Here is a 16,449-nt window from a genome sequence, read left to right as displayed (position 1 = left end):
ATGGGTCACATCACCTGAATCCGTTGTTGTCGCTGGTGCACCAGCAGATCTATCTCCACTTGCTCGGCGGCATCCTCGAGCGGAACCCGGCAGTGCAATCGGAAGCACAACCCCTGCGGATGCTCACCGGCAGCGAGCGGGCGGACGTCGGTGACCAGGACCCGGGGCTCGAAGGACGCCACCAATTCCTGGATTTCCCGACAGATCTGGTTTCGCAGTTCCAACTGCCCCGCAGCGGCGTCATTCATGTCGGGCAGCCCCAGCGCGGGGCAGCTTTGCGAGCCTCCCCGACGCGAGTTGAGCAATTGCTCGAGGTTGTTCTTGATGGCTCGAATGCGCTCTCCTGCCGCAGACTGCTGCGTGCGAGAACACCGCTGTGCTGGATCTGCAGTAAGCCGGTCGAACAAACTTCCCTGTACTGGAGATCGAGGCATGGGTTGGGGCTCACTCCTTGTCGAGTCGCCCGACGAGCGAAAGCTCGAAGTTGGCGCCCATGTACTTGAAGTGCGGACGTACCGACAACGAGACCTGGTACCACCCAGGATTGCCCTGGACGTCTTGCACCTCGATCCTGGCTGCACGCAGCGGTCGCCGGCTGCGCACATCGGAGGAAGGACTTTCCTGGTCGGCGACGTATTGACGGATCCAGGTATTGAGCTCGCGCTCGAGGTCCTGACGCTCCTTCCAGCTGCCGATCTGCTCGCGCTGCAGCACCTTGAGATAGTGGGCCAGTCGGTTGATGATCATCATGTAGGGCAGCTGCGTGCCGAGCATGTAGTTCGTCTGTGCCGCCAGGCCTTCGGGGGTTTTCTGGAACAGCTTGGGGCGCTGTACGGAGTTGGCGGAGAAGAAGGCCGCGTTATCGCTGTCCTTGCGCATGGTCAGCGGAATGAAGCCTTCGCTGGACAGTTCGAATTCGCGCCGGTCGGAGACCAGCACCTCGGTGGGAATCTTGGCTTGGAGTTGGCCGAGTGATTCGTACAGGTGGATTGGCAGATCGTCAACAGTACCGCCAGACTGCGGGCCGATGATGTTCGGGCACCAGCGATACTTGGCAAAGCTGTCGACGATGCGACTTGCGAGCGCAAATGATGTATTGCCCCAGAGGTAGTTGTCGTGATTGCCGTCGATGGTTTCGCGGTAGTCGAAATAACGCGTTGGGTTTTCCAGTGGGTCGTACGGCTGACGCAGCAGGAATCGCGGCATGGTGAGACCCAGGTAGCGAGCATCTTCGGAGTTTCGCAGGCCACGCCATTTGGAGAAGCGCGGGCCATCGAAGATGTCCTTGACTTCCTTGAGGTTCGAGATGTCCTGAAAGGAGTCCAGATTGAGCATTTCGGGGCCTGCGGCACCGAGGAACGGCGCATGCGCCATCGCGCCTACCGAGGCGACATAGCCAAGCAGCCTGATGTCAGGGGCCGAAGGGCCGAAGGTGTAGTTGCTGACCATGCATCCGACCGGTTGACCGCCGAACTGGCCGAAGCCCGAGGTGTAGACATGCTTGTACAGGCCGCTGCGGGTGACGTCGCTGGCGCTGTCGAAGTCGTCGAGCAATTCCGACTTGGTGACATGCAGCATGTCTATCACGATGTTTTCGCGAAAATCGGTGCGATCGATGAGGAGCTTCAGCGCGCGCCAGCTGCTTTCGAGTCCTTGCAGTTCCGGTCTGTGCAGTACAACGTCCAATTGCTTGCTCAGCGTGTCATCAATCCGAGCCAGCATCTGATCGACCAGCTGTTTGTTGACCGGTTGCTCGCGATCAGGCGACTTCAACACTTCGGCGATGAATGCGGCGACACCTCTCTCGGCGACGGCGTAGCCTTCCTGGCTGGGCTCGATGCGCGTTTGCGCGAGTATCTGGGCCAGCAGGCCTCCTTGCGGCTGGGGATTTGGCTTATCGACAACGGTGGATTGCGCTTGCGTCATGGTCATGTCCTTGGAAACCTGAATGTGAAGAGGCTGTGCGTGTGGCCGTCAGTCCTGCCCGTGTCGATACCTGTATCTGACGATGTGCTCGAGACCAGTGGCTCAGCCAGGCGTGTACACGCAGACGGCGGCATCAGGGCTGGCGCTCGCCCAGCACTGCTTCCAGTTCCTTTGCCAGTTCGCTGCGCACGCTCTTGTCGCTGAGAATTGCCTGCAACTGTTTGCGAAACGCGGGAACATTACCCAGCGGTCCCTTGAGGGCGACCAGCGCTTCGCGAAGTTCCAGCAGTTTCTTCAGTTCGGGGATCTGGCGGGCGACAGCATCTGGATTGAAGTCGTCGATAGAGCGGAATCCAAGGTCGACATGCAGGTCGGCGGTACCTTCCGAAAGCACATTGGAAACGTCCATCTTCAGGCCGAGATGCTGTTCGGCCATCACGTCGTTGAAGTTGTCCTTGTCGAAGCGAACCGGCATACGATCTTCGAGTGCCACTTCTTCTTCACGCCCCAGGAAGTCACCTGTAACCAGAAGGCGTAAAGGAAGTTCCACTTCCTTTTGTTGGCCATTGGTCGCTGGAACGTAGGTGATATTGATGCGCTCCCCTGGGGCAACGGATCCCTGCTGGTTTGCCATGAGCCACTCCTTCGGAAGTTCGAGATGATTTTGTTGTTCACAGTTGACATGGCGCGGGTGCAAAACCAAAACGTGCTGCTCGGTGGAATGCTCACGCTGACAACGAGGTTCGAGGCTAGATGGCGGCAAGACGTCAAAGGAATAGGAAATTTCCCAAAGTCAGCGTCAAGTAAGTTGGCTCCGTTAGATGGGATGCCGTGAGGATTTTTCTTTGTTTCTTTGAGATATTTCCCATGTGCAATGGGTATTCAAGAGTGTTTCTCTCTGGCGTCATTTTCCGCACGCGCTCAACTTTAGAAGTGTGCGCAGAACATGACCTTCCGCGTGTCGGTGTTGGCTGCTCGAATAATAGAGCTGCTCGGAACAGGGAAACGCTATCTCTTTGAAATGGGCTTCATGAAATGATCACGGTTGATTTGGCGGCGCTGTTAGAACGTGTGAGTCCCTTCTGCAGGATCACTGTGGAGGAAGCAGGAAGCCTGTGTATCGAACATCACCAAGGGGAGGTGACCGTTGCGCATCTGCTGGCGGCATTCCTCGACCGGCCTGGGAGCGATGTTCGCGTTACGCTGGCTGCAGCCGGGCTTGATGTCGATGCGGCCAGGCAATCCTTGTCCACTGCGTTCGCTGATCGTGGCGGCTCTCACAGCCAGTACCCATCGTTCTCGCCGCTGTTGATCGAAGTGCTGCAGGAGGCTTGGCTGCTCAGTTCGGTCGAACTCCGGCTGGCCCATGTCCGAAGCGGTGCAATTTTCCTGGCAAGCTTGCTCAACCCCGCGCGTTACTTGCCTCTGGCGGCCATCCGGTTGTTCGCCGAAATCAATCGCGAAACACTGCGCAAAGGCTTTTCCACGCTGCTATCAGGGCCTGCGGAAATTGTTGGAATTGGCGCGGAGCCGGACGGTTCGGCGAATGCGACGGTGCATGACAGTGCGCTTGTCAAGTACGGACATAGTTTCACTGATCAGGCTCGCGATGGCCGCATAGACCCTGTTCTGTGTCGAGACGTGGAAATTGATCTGGTGGTCGACATCCTCTCGCGCCGGCGCAAGACCGCGCATGCTCGATGCGAGCATCGATGGCGAATTGCTTCCACCGCTGTCCCTGGCTGTCCTCAACTGCTTGTCTCGCGGGGAAAAGATCGAGCAAGTGGTGGTGGCTTGGGCCGACGGCGTGTTCTCGGCGTCGTTGGGCAGGAGGGCGTCGTGAAGGCGATGAATCTGGCCTACTCATACACGATGCGCCTGGGTGGTGAGAGAAGTCTGGACGCAGAGGATTGCAGCGTATGAAATTGCAAAGTCTGGCAATGGTGTCTGCCTTGGGGTTATCAGGTTGCGACGCATACCAGCAAGCCAGCGCAGCCAGTCAGGACTGCACCCAAATCGTATCTTCCGTCGAGCGGCTCGCTTGCTTCGACGCCATGGCCGGAACGCCACCGTTTCCATTTCAAGTGCCCTCTGTCGCTGCACCGGCGGCTGTCGCGCCTGACGACAGGACGCCTGAGATTGTCGTGCTGGTCCGTGCCAATGAAGCTGATCGGCGCAGCGACCAGACGGCATCGCTCGTCAACCGAGCCGCAGATGTTCTGCCGGGGCAGGAAAAAGTCGTGATTTCCGCGCCGGCTCTGGGCGGCGCCTTGCCGCGTCCGTACCTGGCGATCAGCTGCCTGTCGAACATTTCCCGGCTGCAGTTGCTGGCACCGAAGCCCTTGCCGGTAAATCGCGTGAGCATCAGATTGCTGCTGGATGGCCGGCCAATTACCGACGCCCGGCCTTGGCAGGTACTCGACGACGGCACTGTGATCGACGCTGGCCGCGGGCTGGTTGCCATCGAGCAGTTGCGCCATCTGACACATCCAGGCCAGGTGCTGGAAATCGAGAGCGACCATGGCCCTTTCGACGGCGTGCGCTTCGACGTCAGCGTGATGGCCCATCAGATTGTGCAGCAGCGGGAGGCATGTCGCTGGTGAAGCAATTTCCCCCACTCGACCTCAAGGCCCTGATGGCCCCGCTGGATGATCGACACCCGGCGGGCGCCTTCGACCCCGAGGATGAGCTGTTCAATAGCATCGATGACGAAATGATCAAGCTTGGTGGTTTGCAGGAGCGGAGTATCGATTGGGCCTTTGTCGACGAAGGTGCCCAACGCTTCTTGAGCCATCAATGCAAGCATTTTCGCATGGCTGGCCACCTGATAATGGCGCGATTGCGCTTGTGCAACTGGCATGGCTGGGCTGACGCCGCCGCTGTGCTGGCCGGCATGGTGGAGCGCTATTGGGAGTCCGGGTACCCCAAGCCAGGGGCCGCGGGTTACCTGAACAAGCGCCGCCTGGTCTCCCAATGCCTGGAGCGACTGGGTGCTGGCTTGCAGTCGCTGGATGGCTATGCCGAAAACTACCATCAGGCCGGCCAACAGGCGCTCGACACCCTCCATGCCTGCGCAGAACTGACCAAGCTCGATGTGGCGGAACTGAGTCGGCTGGAAGCGAAATTGAGGCAGCATGCCGAATCCAAACGTGCGCCGGAATTGGTCGAGCAGGTCGTTGACCTGACTGCCAAGCGCGAGGTTGTGACGGATGCCTTTTTCGTGCCTCTCCAGGCCCATCCGGGCAACGAACGAGAAAACCGTCGCTCGCTGTTGTCGGCTGCGGAAATCATCACCAGGCAAGATGCCTATGACCCGACAGGCTACTTGCTGCGGCGTTTTGCGCTGTGGGCGCACCTGACGCAGGCGCCATCGACCCGCAAGGCCAACCGTACCGAGTTGATGGCGGTGCCAAAAGATATTGCGGACCGCTATGGCGAGGTGCTGAGCGCCGGCAACATCGACCCGGCACTTTTGCAGAAAGTGGAGCGCAGCGTGGCAGCATCGCCGTACTGGCTGCGTGGAAGCTTCCTCTCGGCGCGGATCGCAGGTCAGTTGGAGATGCCACGGGTGGCCGAAGCCATTCGCCTGGCCGCCGAGCGATTCGTCACCCGTCTACCAGCCTTGGCCAAACTGGAATTCGCTGATGGCCGGCCCTTCGTCGATGGGGATACCCAAGCCTGGTTGAGCGGTTCCGAGCAGGGGGCGGAAAACGCATATGTGGCATCTGGCCTGGAGTACTCGGCTGTGGCCGACGAGCTGCGCACGCTGCTCGCCTCCGGTGGCGTGGAAGTGATGCTCCGGTCCCTGGAGTCACTCAAGCAGCGCAAGAACGATGTGCGCCATGGCTGTCATGTCATGGCCATTGCCGCCGAGCTTCTGGCATCCCGGGGACTGGAATGGCTGGCCGAAGGCTTGTATGCCCGAGCACACAGCGTCATGGAAGGCGCCACGGCACGCGCCTGGGAGCCTGAGCTCTTCAACCTCCTGGCGCGGCATGCGTCGGTTGGCGTCGAATCCAAGAATTGAACAGGGAGCATTGCCATGTGGAAAATCTGGTCCTACCTCCAACGATACGGCCGCCCGCTGCCGCGCCAGTTCAAAGCGGGAATGCCTTTGGTGCTGGTGACGCTCTTGGGCTTGGCCGTGGCTGCCATCTGGTGGCTCGGGCCCCAATTGGCAGTGAGCGAGCGACATCCGTTCGCCAGTGTGGCCGCTCGGGCCCTTGCAACGGTTGTGCTGTTGTTCATTCCACTGCTTACCTGGGCGCTGCGTCTTCGACAACGCACCCGGTTGTTCGAAGCCGAGCGGCAGCATGATGAGGCACTGCGGGTTGATCCCTGTCGGCGCTACGTGGAAGCTCAGGAGCGGGGGCTGGACCGAAGTTTGGCACTGCTGCGGTCCAATCTCACAGGGCGTAATGCTCTGTACCAGATGCCCTGGTACCTGGTGCTGGGGCAGGAGAACTCGGGCAAGACCAGCTTCGTCAATCGCTCCAACCAGCGTTTCTCGTTGACCGGGGAGGTGAAAGCGGGTAGCCGACGTCTGCAGAAGGATCCCGATCAGATCTACACCATCGATTGGTGGATGGGCGAGCAAGCGGTCTTGATCGACCCACCGGGAGAACTTGTCAGCCAGGCTCGGATCGAGGTAGACGGGCAGGGTGAAGCGGCTGCCGCCCAGGGTGTCCCCGCGCGGCGACTCACGGCAAACCTGCCCGAGGACCTTCATGCGCGTCTTTGGGACAGCTTTGTGAGCTGGCTGGGGCGCAATCGAAGTCGCCGACCGCTCAATGGCGTCGTGCTGATGGTCAGTCTGGTTACGCTCTTGAACCAGAAACCAAGCGACCGCAAGGCATTGGCAGTGGTTCTGCGTGCGCGGTTGATTGAGCTCAACCGGGAGCTGGGGACGCGCCCGCCCTTGTATGTCGTGTTGAGCATGTTCGACCTGCTCGAGGGGTTTGACGCCTTGTTCGCGCGTCTGCCCAAATCAGTACGAGAGGACGTCTTCGGTTTCACCTTCACGCTGGATTCCCTGCACGACTACGACGCTTGGCTGGAGGAGTTGGGCGTACGCTATGACGCCTTTCTCGAACGGCTGAACGACAAGGTTTTCGATGCCATGGCGGATGCCAGCGAAACCGTGCAGCGTGAATCCCTCTACTCTTTGGTGAGACAACTGTCGGGGCTCGGGCCGGTGCTGTTGGGCTTTCTGGAGGATGTGATGGGCAGCGATCGCTTCGCGACGCCTGCCTTGCCCCGCGGCGCATTCTTTTCCTCGGTCTATCAGCAGGGGGTGCTCAACAACACTTTCATCGCCTCGGCGGCTCAGTCCTACGATCTTCGTGAGCCGGTCAATCACCTGCAGCCCAGCGGACGAGCGCTGGTGTATTTTGCCCAGAACCTGTTCCAGCGCATCATCTATCCCGAGTCGGGCCTGGCCGGTGATAATCCTCGGGTCCTCGCACAGAAAAAGCATGCGCTGGCCCTTCGTTTCGCTGCTGCCTCGCTGGTCAGTATGGTGATCATCGGAGGCTGGCATCACTACTACAGCGTCAACCTCGACAAAACACTCAATGTCCTCGAGCGAAGCCGCGATTTCAGCGCCCATGCCATTGATGGCCAGCTGGATACGACCGGGCGCAATCTGCTGGAACCGCTGAACCAGATCGGTGGCGCGGTAGCTGTCTATGGCGACTACCGCGATGCCTGGCCTGTGCTGGCCGACATGGGGTTGTATCAAGGGCGTGCAATTGGCCCCAAGGTCGATGAGGCTTACCTGGCGCTGTTGTCGCAACGCTTTCTGCCGGCCTTGGCCAGCGGGGTGATGGCGGCGCTCGATGGTACTGACACCGATGGCGACGCCCGATTGGCCGCCCTGCGCGTGTACCGGATGATGGAAGATCGTGAGAATCGCCGCCCGCCGATCGTGGAAAGCTGGATGGCTGCGCACTGGCAAGATGCATTCCCCAGGGAAGTCCGTGTTCGGCGTGCGCTGACGAGGCATCTTGACTACGCCATGAAATACGCCGATACCCGCTTGCCCCAGTACCAGTCACGGGTGGAAACAGCGCAGAGAGAATTGCGTCAGATTCCGCTGCCGCAACGCGTATACATGACCATGCGCCGAGAGGCAGGCATGTCCCTGCGCTCTCCACTGGACCTGCGCAACGAAATCGGTCCTGCCTTCGACATCGTCTACGAGCCTCAGCTTGCCAGCAACGACGAAGGCGCCGAGTCGTCAGCCAACGGTCGTATTGATGCGTTGTTGACCGCCAAGGGCTATCAGGACTTCTTCGCCCCCCATGCCAAGGACTTGACGGAGTTGGCAATGATCGACCAGTGGGCGCTCGGCGAGCGTAACGGAATCGATTATTCGGATGCTGACAAGGCCGCCCTGGCAGAACGTATCCGAGCAATTTACAGTCGTGACTATGTAGACAGCTGGCAGCGCAATCTAAATCAACTGGAGGTGCGCGATTTCCAGGATATCTCCCAAGCGATCAGCGTTCTGGGTAGCGTCGTCAGCCCCGCAGCCCCCCTGCAGCGACTGGTGGAGACAGTACGCGACAACAGTGAGTTCGGCGTCAGACCGGCCTCGATCAAGGGCAGTACAGAAACGCATATCGACAAGGCAGCCCAGGTCGACAAGAACGCCTACAACACCCCTGGCACGGAGTCGGCACCACCGGTCATGGAAATCGCTCGAGCCTTCGCACCCATGACCCAGCTCCTGGAAGGCAAAGGGCAGCGGGGCACGTTTCTGGATGAAACAATGATCGCTATCGGCAGCGTGCAGGACACGGTACGAATTGTTCACGACAGTCCCGACCGTGGCAGGGCTGCTCTGGCCATCGTGCTGGAGCGGTTCTCGTTGAAGGGCCCTGATCCCATTGCCAACCTTCAACGCATTGCCATCAATTTACCTGAGCCGATTAACCATCAGGTGGCGAAACTGGCCAATGAGTCCTCGCGGGTCATTCTGGTGGAGGCTCTGCGTGAACTGGAACGGCGCTGGGACGCCGACGTCCATCGGTTCTACCGTGAACGGTTGGCAAACCGCTATCCGTTCAATCCTGCCAGTCGGGAAGAGGCTTCACTCGAGGACTTCACCGTGTTCTTCGGCCCTCAAGGCAAGCTGCAACAATTTCGCAATCAGTACTTGAACCTCTTCGTCGAAGAAAATCTCGAAGCGCTTTACGTCGAGCGCCTGGGTGGCTACCTGGTACGTGCCGATGTTCTTTCGCAACTTGAATCGGCCGATCGCATCCGCGATGCCTTCTTCAACAGCCGCGGTCTGCTTGGCGTGCAGTTCTATGTCGAGCCTTTGGGCCTGGCGCCCAGCCAACGCAGCAGCTCGCTGAGTGTCGAAGGGCAGTTGATCACATACAACCATGGGCCCACTACCAGTACTGGGCTCATTTGGCCAAATACCCTGGCGTCCAGCAACGAAAGCCGAGTCACCCTGATCAACGCAGGCGGCAGCAGTCATGGATTGGTCTATCGCGGGCCCTGGTCGCTCTACCGTCTGCTGAGTCAGGCGCGTCTGAACGGTGCAACCAGTACCAGCGTGGACATCATGTTCTCCGTGCCAGAAGGCGGGATGCGCTATCGCATCAGTACGGAGAAGGCAAACAATCCGTTTACGCAGACGCTCTTCAAAGGCTTCGTATTGCCTCAGACCTTGCTGCACGAAGGCCTCCGAGCCCGAACTGAAGTGTAGGGCGTAGCGTGTATTAGCCCAATTCGTCACGCCCCTGTCATGCACACCTGCTAGCGTGCCTGTCCCGTCCCAGCCCAAGGTGTTCGCCACGGTGTCCGCCGGCACAATCCGCAAGCAGTTCATGTTCCGCTGCGCTAACATGCGCAGCGACGATTTCGCTGCGCTGTTCACCCAGCTCCACGGCAACCTCTACGCCGACATGCCGCGCCTGGCGGAGGGCATCGTCATCGGGGGTGTCTATGGCCGTTTCGAGGGCATGAGCGTGCGGCGCATGCGGTACCAGGGCGACTTCACCCTGGTCCTGCTCACTCCACAGGATGAAATCACCTTCGTCCTGCCCGCCGCAGACAAACTAAGATGATAAGCCTTGAGGGAAATTTGGCGTCCTGCCTGGATACTGTAATTAACCCAGTGCCCCTACGATGTTCACGCTGACGTTTTCCGGAATCTCGTTTTGTGACAGCACATGGAGTCCAGGGCTGAACACTCTTGCGTAGCGTGCCAGTAACGGACGCAGCTGTGGCATCACTGTCAACACGGGGGGATGGCCCTCCTTGCGCAGCTTTTCTTTGACGACCGGCATTGTGTTTTGAAGCTGGTTGAGCAGGTTAGGTTCCACAGGGACGCTGTCCAGACTGACAGCGCCGGCCTGCTGGGCGATGCTCAAGGCGCTCAGTAATGTATTTTCCAGCGCGTTGTTGAGTACGAAGACGTTGATCTCCTCCTGTGCGCCGATGAGTTTGCCGACGATGCCGCGTCGTAGTGCATAACGTACATCTGCTGCCAGCAGTATCGGGTCCTTGGTGTTCTCACTGCCTTCCAGCATTGCAGTCGCGACGCTCACAATGTCGCGAAGTGAGATGTTTTCCAGCAACAATTGCCGATATACCCGATGCTGTTGGGTATAGGTGAGCTGCCCTCTCAAGCTGTCAGCCAGTTTAGGAGCCAGTTCTGTCAGACGTTGCATCAGATGGTCGACGTCATCGTGCTTGAAGATATCCATCAGGTTATCGCGGATCACTTTGTTCAGATGCGTGGCAATCACGCCTGCGCAGTCGATGATCTGGTAGCCCAGGTTCAGCGCCCGGCTTTTTTGTGATGTTTCAATCCACACCACTGGCATTTTGTAGGCAGGATCAATACCCAGAATGCCGTCCACCTCACCATAAAGTTCGGCCGAAGGGATCGCCATAAGGCGTTCTGTGTGGAGTTCCGCGCCTTCGATGTGCTCGCCATTGATGTGAATCGAATAGTGGGCTGGCTTGAGTCTCAGGTTGTCGCGAATCTGAATTTCCGGCAGCAGGAACCCCAGGCTCTGCGAGAGATTTTGGCGCAATCCACGTATCCGTTGGGTCAGGGGGGCGCCCGCGGCCTCATTTACCAGGCCGACTAGTTTATAGCCAAGTGAAACCGAGAGCCGCTCGACCTGGGGTATGTCTTCCCAAGTCAGATTCTGAGCGTGCTTTTGCTGCATGGCATCGCTAAGGGCCTCGACAGCTTCAAGTTCTATGGCCTCGGCGGGCGGCTGGAAGCGCATCACGCACCACGCCAGAAACGCCACGGTGGCGGCAAAACAGAGAAACGCGACATGGGGCATGCCGGGGACGATACCCAGTACCAGCAGGATGCCTGCGACGGTGTACAGCAGGCTGGGTGACCCCAGCAACTGACGACGTACCTGGGTGGTTATTTCTGTTGACTCATTGATACGCGTGACAATCAATGCCGCTGCGGTCGACAGCAGCAGGGCAGGAATCTGGGCGACCAAACCATCACCGATGGTCAGCAAGGCAAACTGTTGGAAAGCCAGGCCTGCAGGCAATTCGTAGACGAGCATGCCAATGGCAAAGCCACCGAACAGGTTGATGCCCAGAATCAGGATGCCAGCAATCGCGTCGCCTCGAACGAACTTGGAGGCGCCGTCCATCGCGCCGTAAAAATCCGCCTCCTTGGCGATGACCTGACGCCGCTTTTGTGCTTGTTCCTGGGTTATCAAGCCGGCATTGAGGTCGGCATCGATCGCCATTTGCTTGCCGGGCAGGGCGTCGAGGGTAAAGCGCGCAGTGACTTCCGAAATACGTTCACCACCTTTGGTCACAACCATAAAGTTGATGATCATCAAAATCACGAACACGATCATACCGACGATAAAATTACCACCGATGACCACTTCGCCGAATGCCTCGATGACTTTACCCGCCGCACCGGTACCGGTGTGGCCCTCTAGCAGGACAATGCGGGTCGATGCCACGTTGAGGGTCAGACGCAATAAGGTGGTGATCAGGATAATGGTGGGGAACAGCGAGAAATCCAGCGGACTTTTCGATGAAACACTCACCATGAGTACCAGAATGGCCATGGCAATGTTGAAGGTAAACAGAATATCCAGCAGCAGCGGCGGCAACGGCAGTATGATCATTGCCAGAATCGACAGGATGATGACCGGTATCCCGATCCGTCCGCTTCGCAAGGTTGGAAGGAGGTTGTGCAGTACGTTCATGATTACGCCTTGTTCGCCATGCATTCGGGGATTGGGAGGTTTTTCGGCTGCTCAGGTTTGGCCCGTAGGCCATTTCTGTAGGCTTTGAGTTTTAAAACGTAGGTCAATACATTTGCCACGGCAGTGTAAAGCGGAGCCGGGATTTGCTGGTTTACTTGGGTGGTGAAATAGATCGCCCGCGCCAGTGGTGGTATCTCGATGACTTCCAATTTGTTGGCCACCGCCATCTTGCGGATGTACAGGGCCATTTCATCCACCCCCTTGGCGATGACATAGGGGGCCTGGGCCTTTTGCGTGTCATACCTCAGCGCCACCGCATAATGCTGAGGGTTAACGATGATAGCGTCGGCGGTCTTGATGACTTTACCGATCTGACGTTGGGCCATCTGACGCTGGACCTGCTTGATCCGGGCCTTTACTTCCGGTCGGCCTTCCTGGTTTTTTCGCTCCTCTTTACGCTCCTGTTTGCTCATACGTAGTTTCTTGAGGAAGAAGTATTTCTGAATGGGCACATCGATTACCGCAAAGACAACGAACATGCCCAGCAGGGCCAGCATGGTGTTGAACAACATTGCCATGGCTGCGCCGATCGTTGTTGTCAGGTTGGTGCGTTGCAGCGCGATCAGCTGGGGAATGGCATCGCTGATTAACACGCAGGCCACCCCAAGCAGTACGGTAACTTTGGCCAGGGATTTGAGCAGTTCCGTCCAGCTTTGCGCAGAGACGATCCGCGCCAATCCGGTGATCGGGTTTAGCTTTTCGAATTTTGGGTAGAAGTTTTTAGCAACAAATAGCCAGCCGCCGGGTACCAGCGAAAACAGCACTACCATCACATTGACCACCAGCAAGGGAGCCAGTATTTTTACAAACAACCCCAGGTTGTGAGTCAGTACCAACGCCAGATCGTCCTGGGAGATTTCGCTGGTGTGAAAATTCAAGAACGATAGGCGGAAGTTTCGCTGTAGTTCTCCGTAGAGTGAGGTGACGCTTAGTTTGAGCACTAATAGCGTCGCCAGGAGGGAAACGGCGGTAGACAGATCCTTGGAACGGGAAACCTGACCATCCTCACGACTCTTGCGCAATTTCTGTTCTGATGCGCCTTCGGTTTTTTCCTCTGCGTTGTTATTGGACATGCGGGGCGTCCATCATGCGATGAATGTTGTCCAGCAATTCCCAGGTCAGGTGCAAGTAGTTCTCCGGCAGGTTGGGGATGGTCATATAGACGCACAACAGACCAACCAGGATGGAGCTAGGGAAGCCAAGGGAAAACAGGTTCATTGCCGGCGAAATACAGTTGAGCAGGCCGAAGCAGAACTGCACCAGGAGCATGCAGAAAATCATCGGCAGGGTCATCAGCACGGCTGCGCTGAAGACCCAGGCGCTGGCTTGCACAAAGATCATGAAGCTCAGGTAGTTCAAGCCACTGCCGACGGGCCAGAGGATGAAACTTTTGTACAGTACGCTGACGACAAGCAAGTGGCCGTCGATGGACAGGAACAGCAGCGCCAGCGAGACGAAGTAGAGCTGATAGATGATCGAGGACGAGGAGACACCGTTAACTGGATCGTTATAGCGGGCCATGCTCATGCCCATCTGCGTAGACACCACTTCGCCGACCACGCTAAAGACAGTGAACACCAGTTGCAGCGACAAGCCGAGCACCAGGCCGAAGGTGACCTGCTCCAATGCGGTCAGCAGGCCTTTGGCCGACAGGGGATCGATCAGGGGAGGGCTGGGGAGGGCTCCGCTAATGGCGGCAGTGATTCCAAGCGCCAGCAGAATCCGGGTCTGATTGGGTGTCGCCTTGTGATTGAACAAGGGCGCCATGCTGAAGACCGCCATCAGGCGGCAGAAAGGCCACCAATAACCTTGTAGCGCATGCAGATAGTCGCCCGCCTGCATCAGGGGCACATTTACATTCATGGCGTCAGCCCACCAGTTTCCCAGCTTGCATGAAACTTTCGATGAACAGATCGCTGAGGGTTCGCATGATCCAGTGTCCGCTGAACATCAACATGCCGAGAGTGATCAGCAAGCGCGGTAAAAAGCTCAGCATTTGTTCGTTGATCTGGGTCGCGGCTTGAAACACGCCGATCAGCAGCCCCCCCAGCAGGCTCGGCACCACCAGTACACAGACGATAAGTACTGTGATTAGAATGGAATTGATCACCAGGTCCCCCGCGGCTTCCGGCGTCAACATCAGGAACCTCCGAAGGGCTGGATACTGGTAGCCAAGGTGCCCATCAACAAAGCCCAGCCGTCGACAAGGACAAAAATCATCAACTTGAAGGGCAAGGAAATCATCATCGGCGAGAGCATCATCATGCCCATCGCCATCAGTACGCTCGCGACTACCAGATCGATAACCAGAAACGGCAGGAAGATCATGAACCCCAGCTGGAATGCTGACTTGACCTCACTGAGCACGAAGGCGGGCAGCAACAGGGAAAAATCCAGTTCTTCAAGGTTTTCCGGCAAGTGTTCATGAGCCAGGGCCACCATCGTCTCCAGTGAAGCCTTGTTGGTTTGAGCGAGCATGAACCCGCTCAGGCTCTTCTTGGCCAACTGCAGGCTTTGCTCCATAGAGATCTCGTCGTTCTGGAACGGTTCATAGGCATGCTGATAGATGTCCTGCCAAACCGGTCGCATCACCAGCATGGTCAAGCACAGCGCGATACCAATCAGGATTTGGTTGGGCGGGCTTTGCTGCAGTCCGAGGGCCTGGCGCAGAATAGCCAGAACGATGATGAAGCGCGTGAAACTGGTCATCATCATCAGCATTGCCGGTAGAAACCCCAGCAATGTCATCAAGATCAGGATCTGCACCTTGATGCTCAGTACCTGGCCGTTGTCGCTGTCGTTGAGGTTGAACAGGGAAATATCCCCACCGACGGCGAACGCCGCTTGCGGGGCAAGCCAAGTACTCAGTATCAGGCCGCAAGCAATCGGCCAACGTTTGATGTTCATCCGGCCAGGTCGCTCAGGTTGGAGCCGCTCAACTCAACGATTCGCAGGCCGTAGTTGCCATTCACTACCACCACCTCAGCCTTGCCGAAGGGTGCACCATTGACCTTCACATCAAGTGGCGCCCCGGCCAGCTTGTCGAGCGCGATGACGCTGCTAGTGCCGACATCCATCAGTTCGCGCAAAGAAATTTCTGTGGAGGCCACTTCCAGCGTGACGCTGACGGGGATATTGCCGAAGAATTTCAAATCCTTCTGCGCCAGCGGCTCAGCCGGTGGTGTACAGAGGGTTTCGTTGATGCTGGCTTCCAGATCGAGGTTGGAGTCATCAAACAAGTTGTCGAGTTCGCTATCGGAAAGGGTGGATTTCATTGGTTTTTCACGCTGTCCAGGGAGGTTAGAAACAAGGCACCGTTATCTTCGGAGATGGCCCCGTAGAACAGTTTTTGTTGCTTGATGTGCACCTCACAGCGATCCAGCAGACGCGCCATCAGGATGTCACCAAGCTGCAGGGCAAGGACGTCAGAAAGTGGCATCTGCGTACTGGCCAGTACGCAATCCAGTTGCACGGGCAATTGGGTGATACGCCGGCCAGCGCCATCACTGGCTAGGGTCGAAGGTTCGTCGGTCAGTCGCCGGGTCAACTCATCCGCAACCTGCGAGTCCAGGTAGAGGTAAATGGACGACTCCGCTCCGGTAGCCAGGCTGCAACATACAAACTCGATCCGATAGCTCCAGAGCACTTCTTCGTAAGCGCTGATGGACGCGTCGAAATCGTCAAGTGGTGTGCCGCTGAGCAGAAGGCGTACGCAGATCTTTGCAATGTCGACACCCAGGCGCTCACGCATCCGGTTTTCCGAAGCACTGACAGGCGGGGTATCTTGCAAAAGCAGGGTGGTGCCACCGTAGTAACTTTCCAGAAATTCAGCCAGTAACGGGCGCTCAATGCTGAAACCGACGTTACCGATGGCGGAGCGGTAGCGGCATTCAGGTAGTTCAGTGAAGTGTTCCTGAATCCGGATGTCACGCATGTCTACATTGATTCTGTAATGGCTCAACACATAATCGGTGATCGCTCTTGGGTGCTTTCCTGTCATCCATTTTATATGCTCTGGTACCTTATGGTAGTTTCGACCAAGCTTATCTGGCTTCAAAAATGTGAGGTGCTCTACAGGCACCCTGTGCAGAACTTTTTTGTGACCGATCATGGTAAATGCTGTTTTCCTAGTAGACGCCGCGTTGCGTCCCTGTACACCGGGTCGTGTAACACGGGCAGCGGATTCGGATAGGTGAATAACGAGTCACTGGCACCAAGACCTTTGACCTTTCGCGTGCGGCAA

At 57.6% G+C, this 16,449-nt stretch carries 15 protein-coding genes; 5 read left to right on the top strand and 10 right to left on the bottom strand.

Annotated elements, in window-relative coordinates; translation table 11 throughout:
• Window positions 1-5: 5 nt before the first annotated feature.
• The 3 genes from tssE to tssB all read right to left on the bottom strand — a co-directional run bounded on the left by tssE (window position 6) and on the right by tssB (window position 2,560).
• Window positions 6-434, bottom strand: coding sequence for a type VI secretion system baseplate subunit TssE (gene tssE, locus PPL01S_RS11095; RefSeq protein ID WP_028625013.1), 429 nt, complete (start codon window positions 432-434; stop codon window positions 6-8).
• Between the two features lie 10 nt (window positions 435-444).
• Window positions 445-1,926, bottom strand: coding sequence for a type VI secretion system contractile sheath large subunit (tssC, locus tag PPL01S_RS11090; RefSeq protein WP_042155882.1), 1,482 nt, complete (start codon window positions 1,924-1,926; stop codon window positions 445-447).
• A gap of 133 nt (window positions 1,927-2,059) precedes the next feature.
• Complete coding sequence (gene tssB / locus PPL01S_RS11085; protein ID WP_016393544.1) at window positions 2,060-2,560, bottom strand: type VI secretion system contractile sheath small subunit; 501 nt, start codon at window positions 2,558-2,560, stop codon at window positions 2,060-2,062.
• Window positions 2,561-2,961: 401 nt separating this feature from the next.
• Between tssB and PPL01S_RS24630 the strand changes: the two genes are divergently transcribed.
• From PPL01S_RS24630 to PPL01S_RS11055, 5 genes are all read left to right on the top strand, one after another.
• The gene (locus PPL01S_RS24630) at window positions 2,962-3,849 is read left to right on the top strand and encodes a Clp protease N-terminal domain-containing protein (protein WP_081833280.1); all 888 of its coding nucleotides are present in this window, start codon (window positions 2,962-2,964) and stop codon (window positions 3,847-3,849) included.
• Window positions 3,846-4,529, top strand: coding sequence for a type VI secretion system-associated protein VasI (vasI, locus tag PPL01S_RS11070; protein ID WP_248694055.1), 684 nt, complete (start codon window positions 3,846-3,848; stop codon window positions 4,527-4,529). Before PPL01S_RS24630 ends, vasI begins: the two co-directional genes overlap by 4 nt.
• Window positions 4,517-5,953, top strand: coding sequence for a type VI secretion system protein TssA (gene tssA, locus PPL01S_RS11065; protein ID WP_016393547.1), 1,437 nt, complete (start codon window positions 4,517-4,519; stop codon window positions 5,951-5,953). Before vasI ends, tssA begins: the two co-directional genes overlap by 13 nt.
• Window positions 5,954-5,968: 15 nt before the next feature.
• Window positions 5,969-9,646, top strand: coding sequence for a type VI secretion system membrane subunit TssM (gene tssM, locus PPL01S_RS11060; protein ID WP_028625009.1), 3,678 nt, complete (start codon window positions 5,969-5,971; stop codon window positions 9,644-9,646).
• 91 nt (window positions 9,647-9,737) lie between these two features.
• Window positions 9,738-10,007 (top strand): hypothetical protein, encoded by a 270-nt coding sequence (locus PPL01S_RS11055; protein ID WP_016393549.1) that lies wholly within the window; start codon window positions 9,738-9,740, stop codon window positions 10,005-10,007.
• Between the two features lie 42 nt (window positions 10,008-10,049).
• On the opposite strand, the gene PPL01S_RS11050 is transcribed toward PPL01S_RS11055, so the two are convergent.
• Genes PPL01S_RS11050 through PPL01S_RS11020 form a run of 7 tightly spaced genes read right to left on the bottom strand, consistent with a single transcriptional unit; the run spans window position 10,050 to window position 16,317 of the window.
• The gene (locus tag PPL01S_RS11050) at window positions 10,050-12,146 is read right to left on the bottom strand and encodes a flagellar biosynthesis protein FlhA (protein WP_028625008.1); all 2,097 of its coding nucleotides are present in this window, start codon (window positions 12,144-12,146) and stop codon (window positions 10,050-10,052) included.
• Window positions 12,147-12,148: 2 nt separating this feature from the next.
• Complete coding sequence (gene flhB / locus PPL01S_RS11045) at window positions 12,149-13,279, bottom strand: flagellar type III secretion system protein FlhB (RefSeq protein ID WP_028625007.1); 1,131 nt, start codon at window positions 13,277-13,279, stop codon at window positions 12,149-12,151.
• Window positions 13,269-14,048 (bottom strand): flagellar biosynthetic protein FliR, encoded by a 780-nt coding sequence (fliR, locus tag PPL01S_RS11040; RefSeq protein WP_033743039.1) that lies wholly within the window; start codon window positions 14,046-14,048, stop codon window positions 13,269-13,271. Before fliR ends, flhB begins: the two co-directional genes overlap by 11 nt.
• A gap of 25 nt (window positions 14,049-14,073) precedes the next feature.
• Window positions 14,074-14,346, bottom strand: coding sequence for a flagellar biosynthetic protein FliQ (locus tag PPL01S_RS11035; protein ID WP_028625006.1), 273 nt, complete (start codon window positions 14,344-14,346; stop codon window positions 14,074-14,076).
• Entirely contained in the window at window positions 14,346-15,113 is a 768-nt protein-coding gene (fliP, locus tag PPL01S_RS11030; RefSeq protein ID WP_016393554.1) for a flagellar type III secretion system pore protein FliP, read from the bottom strand. Before fliP ends, PPL01S_RS11035 begins: the two co-directional genes overlap by 1 nt.
• On the bottom strand, window positions 15,110-15,481 hold the full coding sequence (gene fliN / locus PPL01S_RS11025; protein WP_016393555.1) for a flagellar motor switch protein FliN: 372 nt from the start codon (window positions 15,479-15,481) through the stop codon (window positions 15,110-15,112). Before fliN ends, fliP begins: the two co-directional genes overlap by 4 nt.
• A complete protein-coding gene (locus PPL01S_RS11020) occupies window positions 15,478-16,317 on the bottom strand; it encodes a FliM/FliN family flagellar motor switch protein (protein ID WP_028625005.1) in 840 nt (279 codons plus the stop codon). The genes fliN and PPL01S_RS11020 overlap by 4 nt, the downstream gene beginning before the upstream one ends.
• Between the last annotated feature and the right edge of the window lie 132 nt (window positions 16,318-16,449).

This window comes from Pseudomonas plecoglossicida NBRC 103162 = DSM 15088, assembly GCF_000730665.1.
Lineage (GTDB): Bacteria > Pseudomonadota > Gammaproteobacteria > Pseudomonadales > Pseudomonadaceae > Aquipseudomonas > Aquipseudomonas plecoglossicida.
Note: the sequence above shows the minus strand (reverse complement) of the source record. Positions and strands in the feature narration are given on the sequence as shown.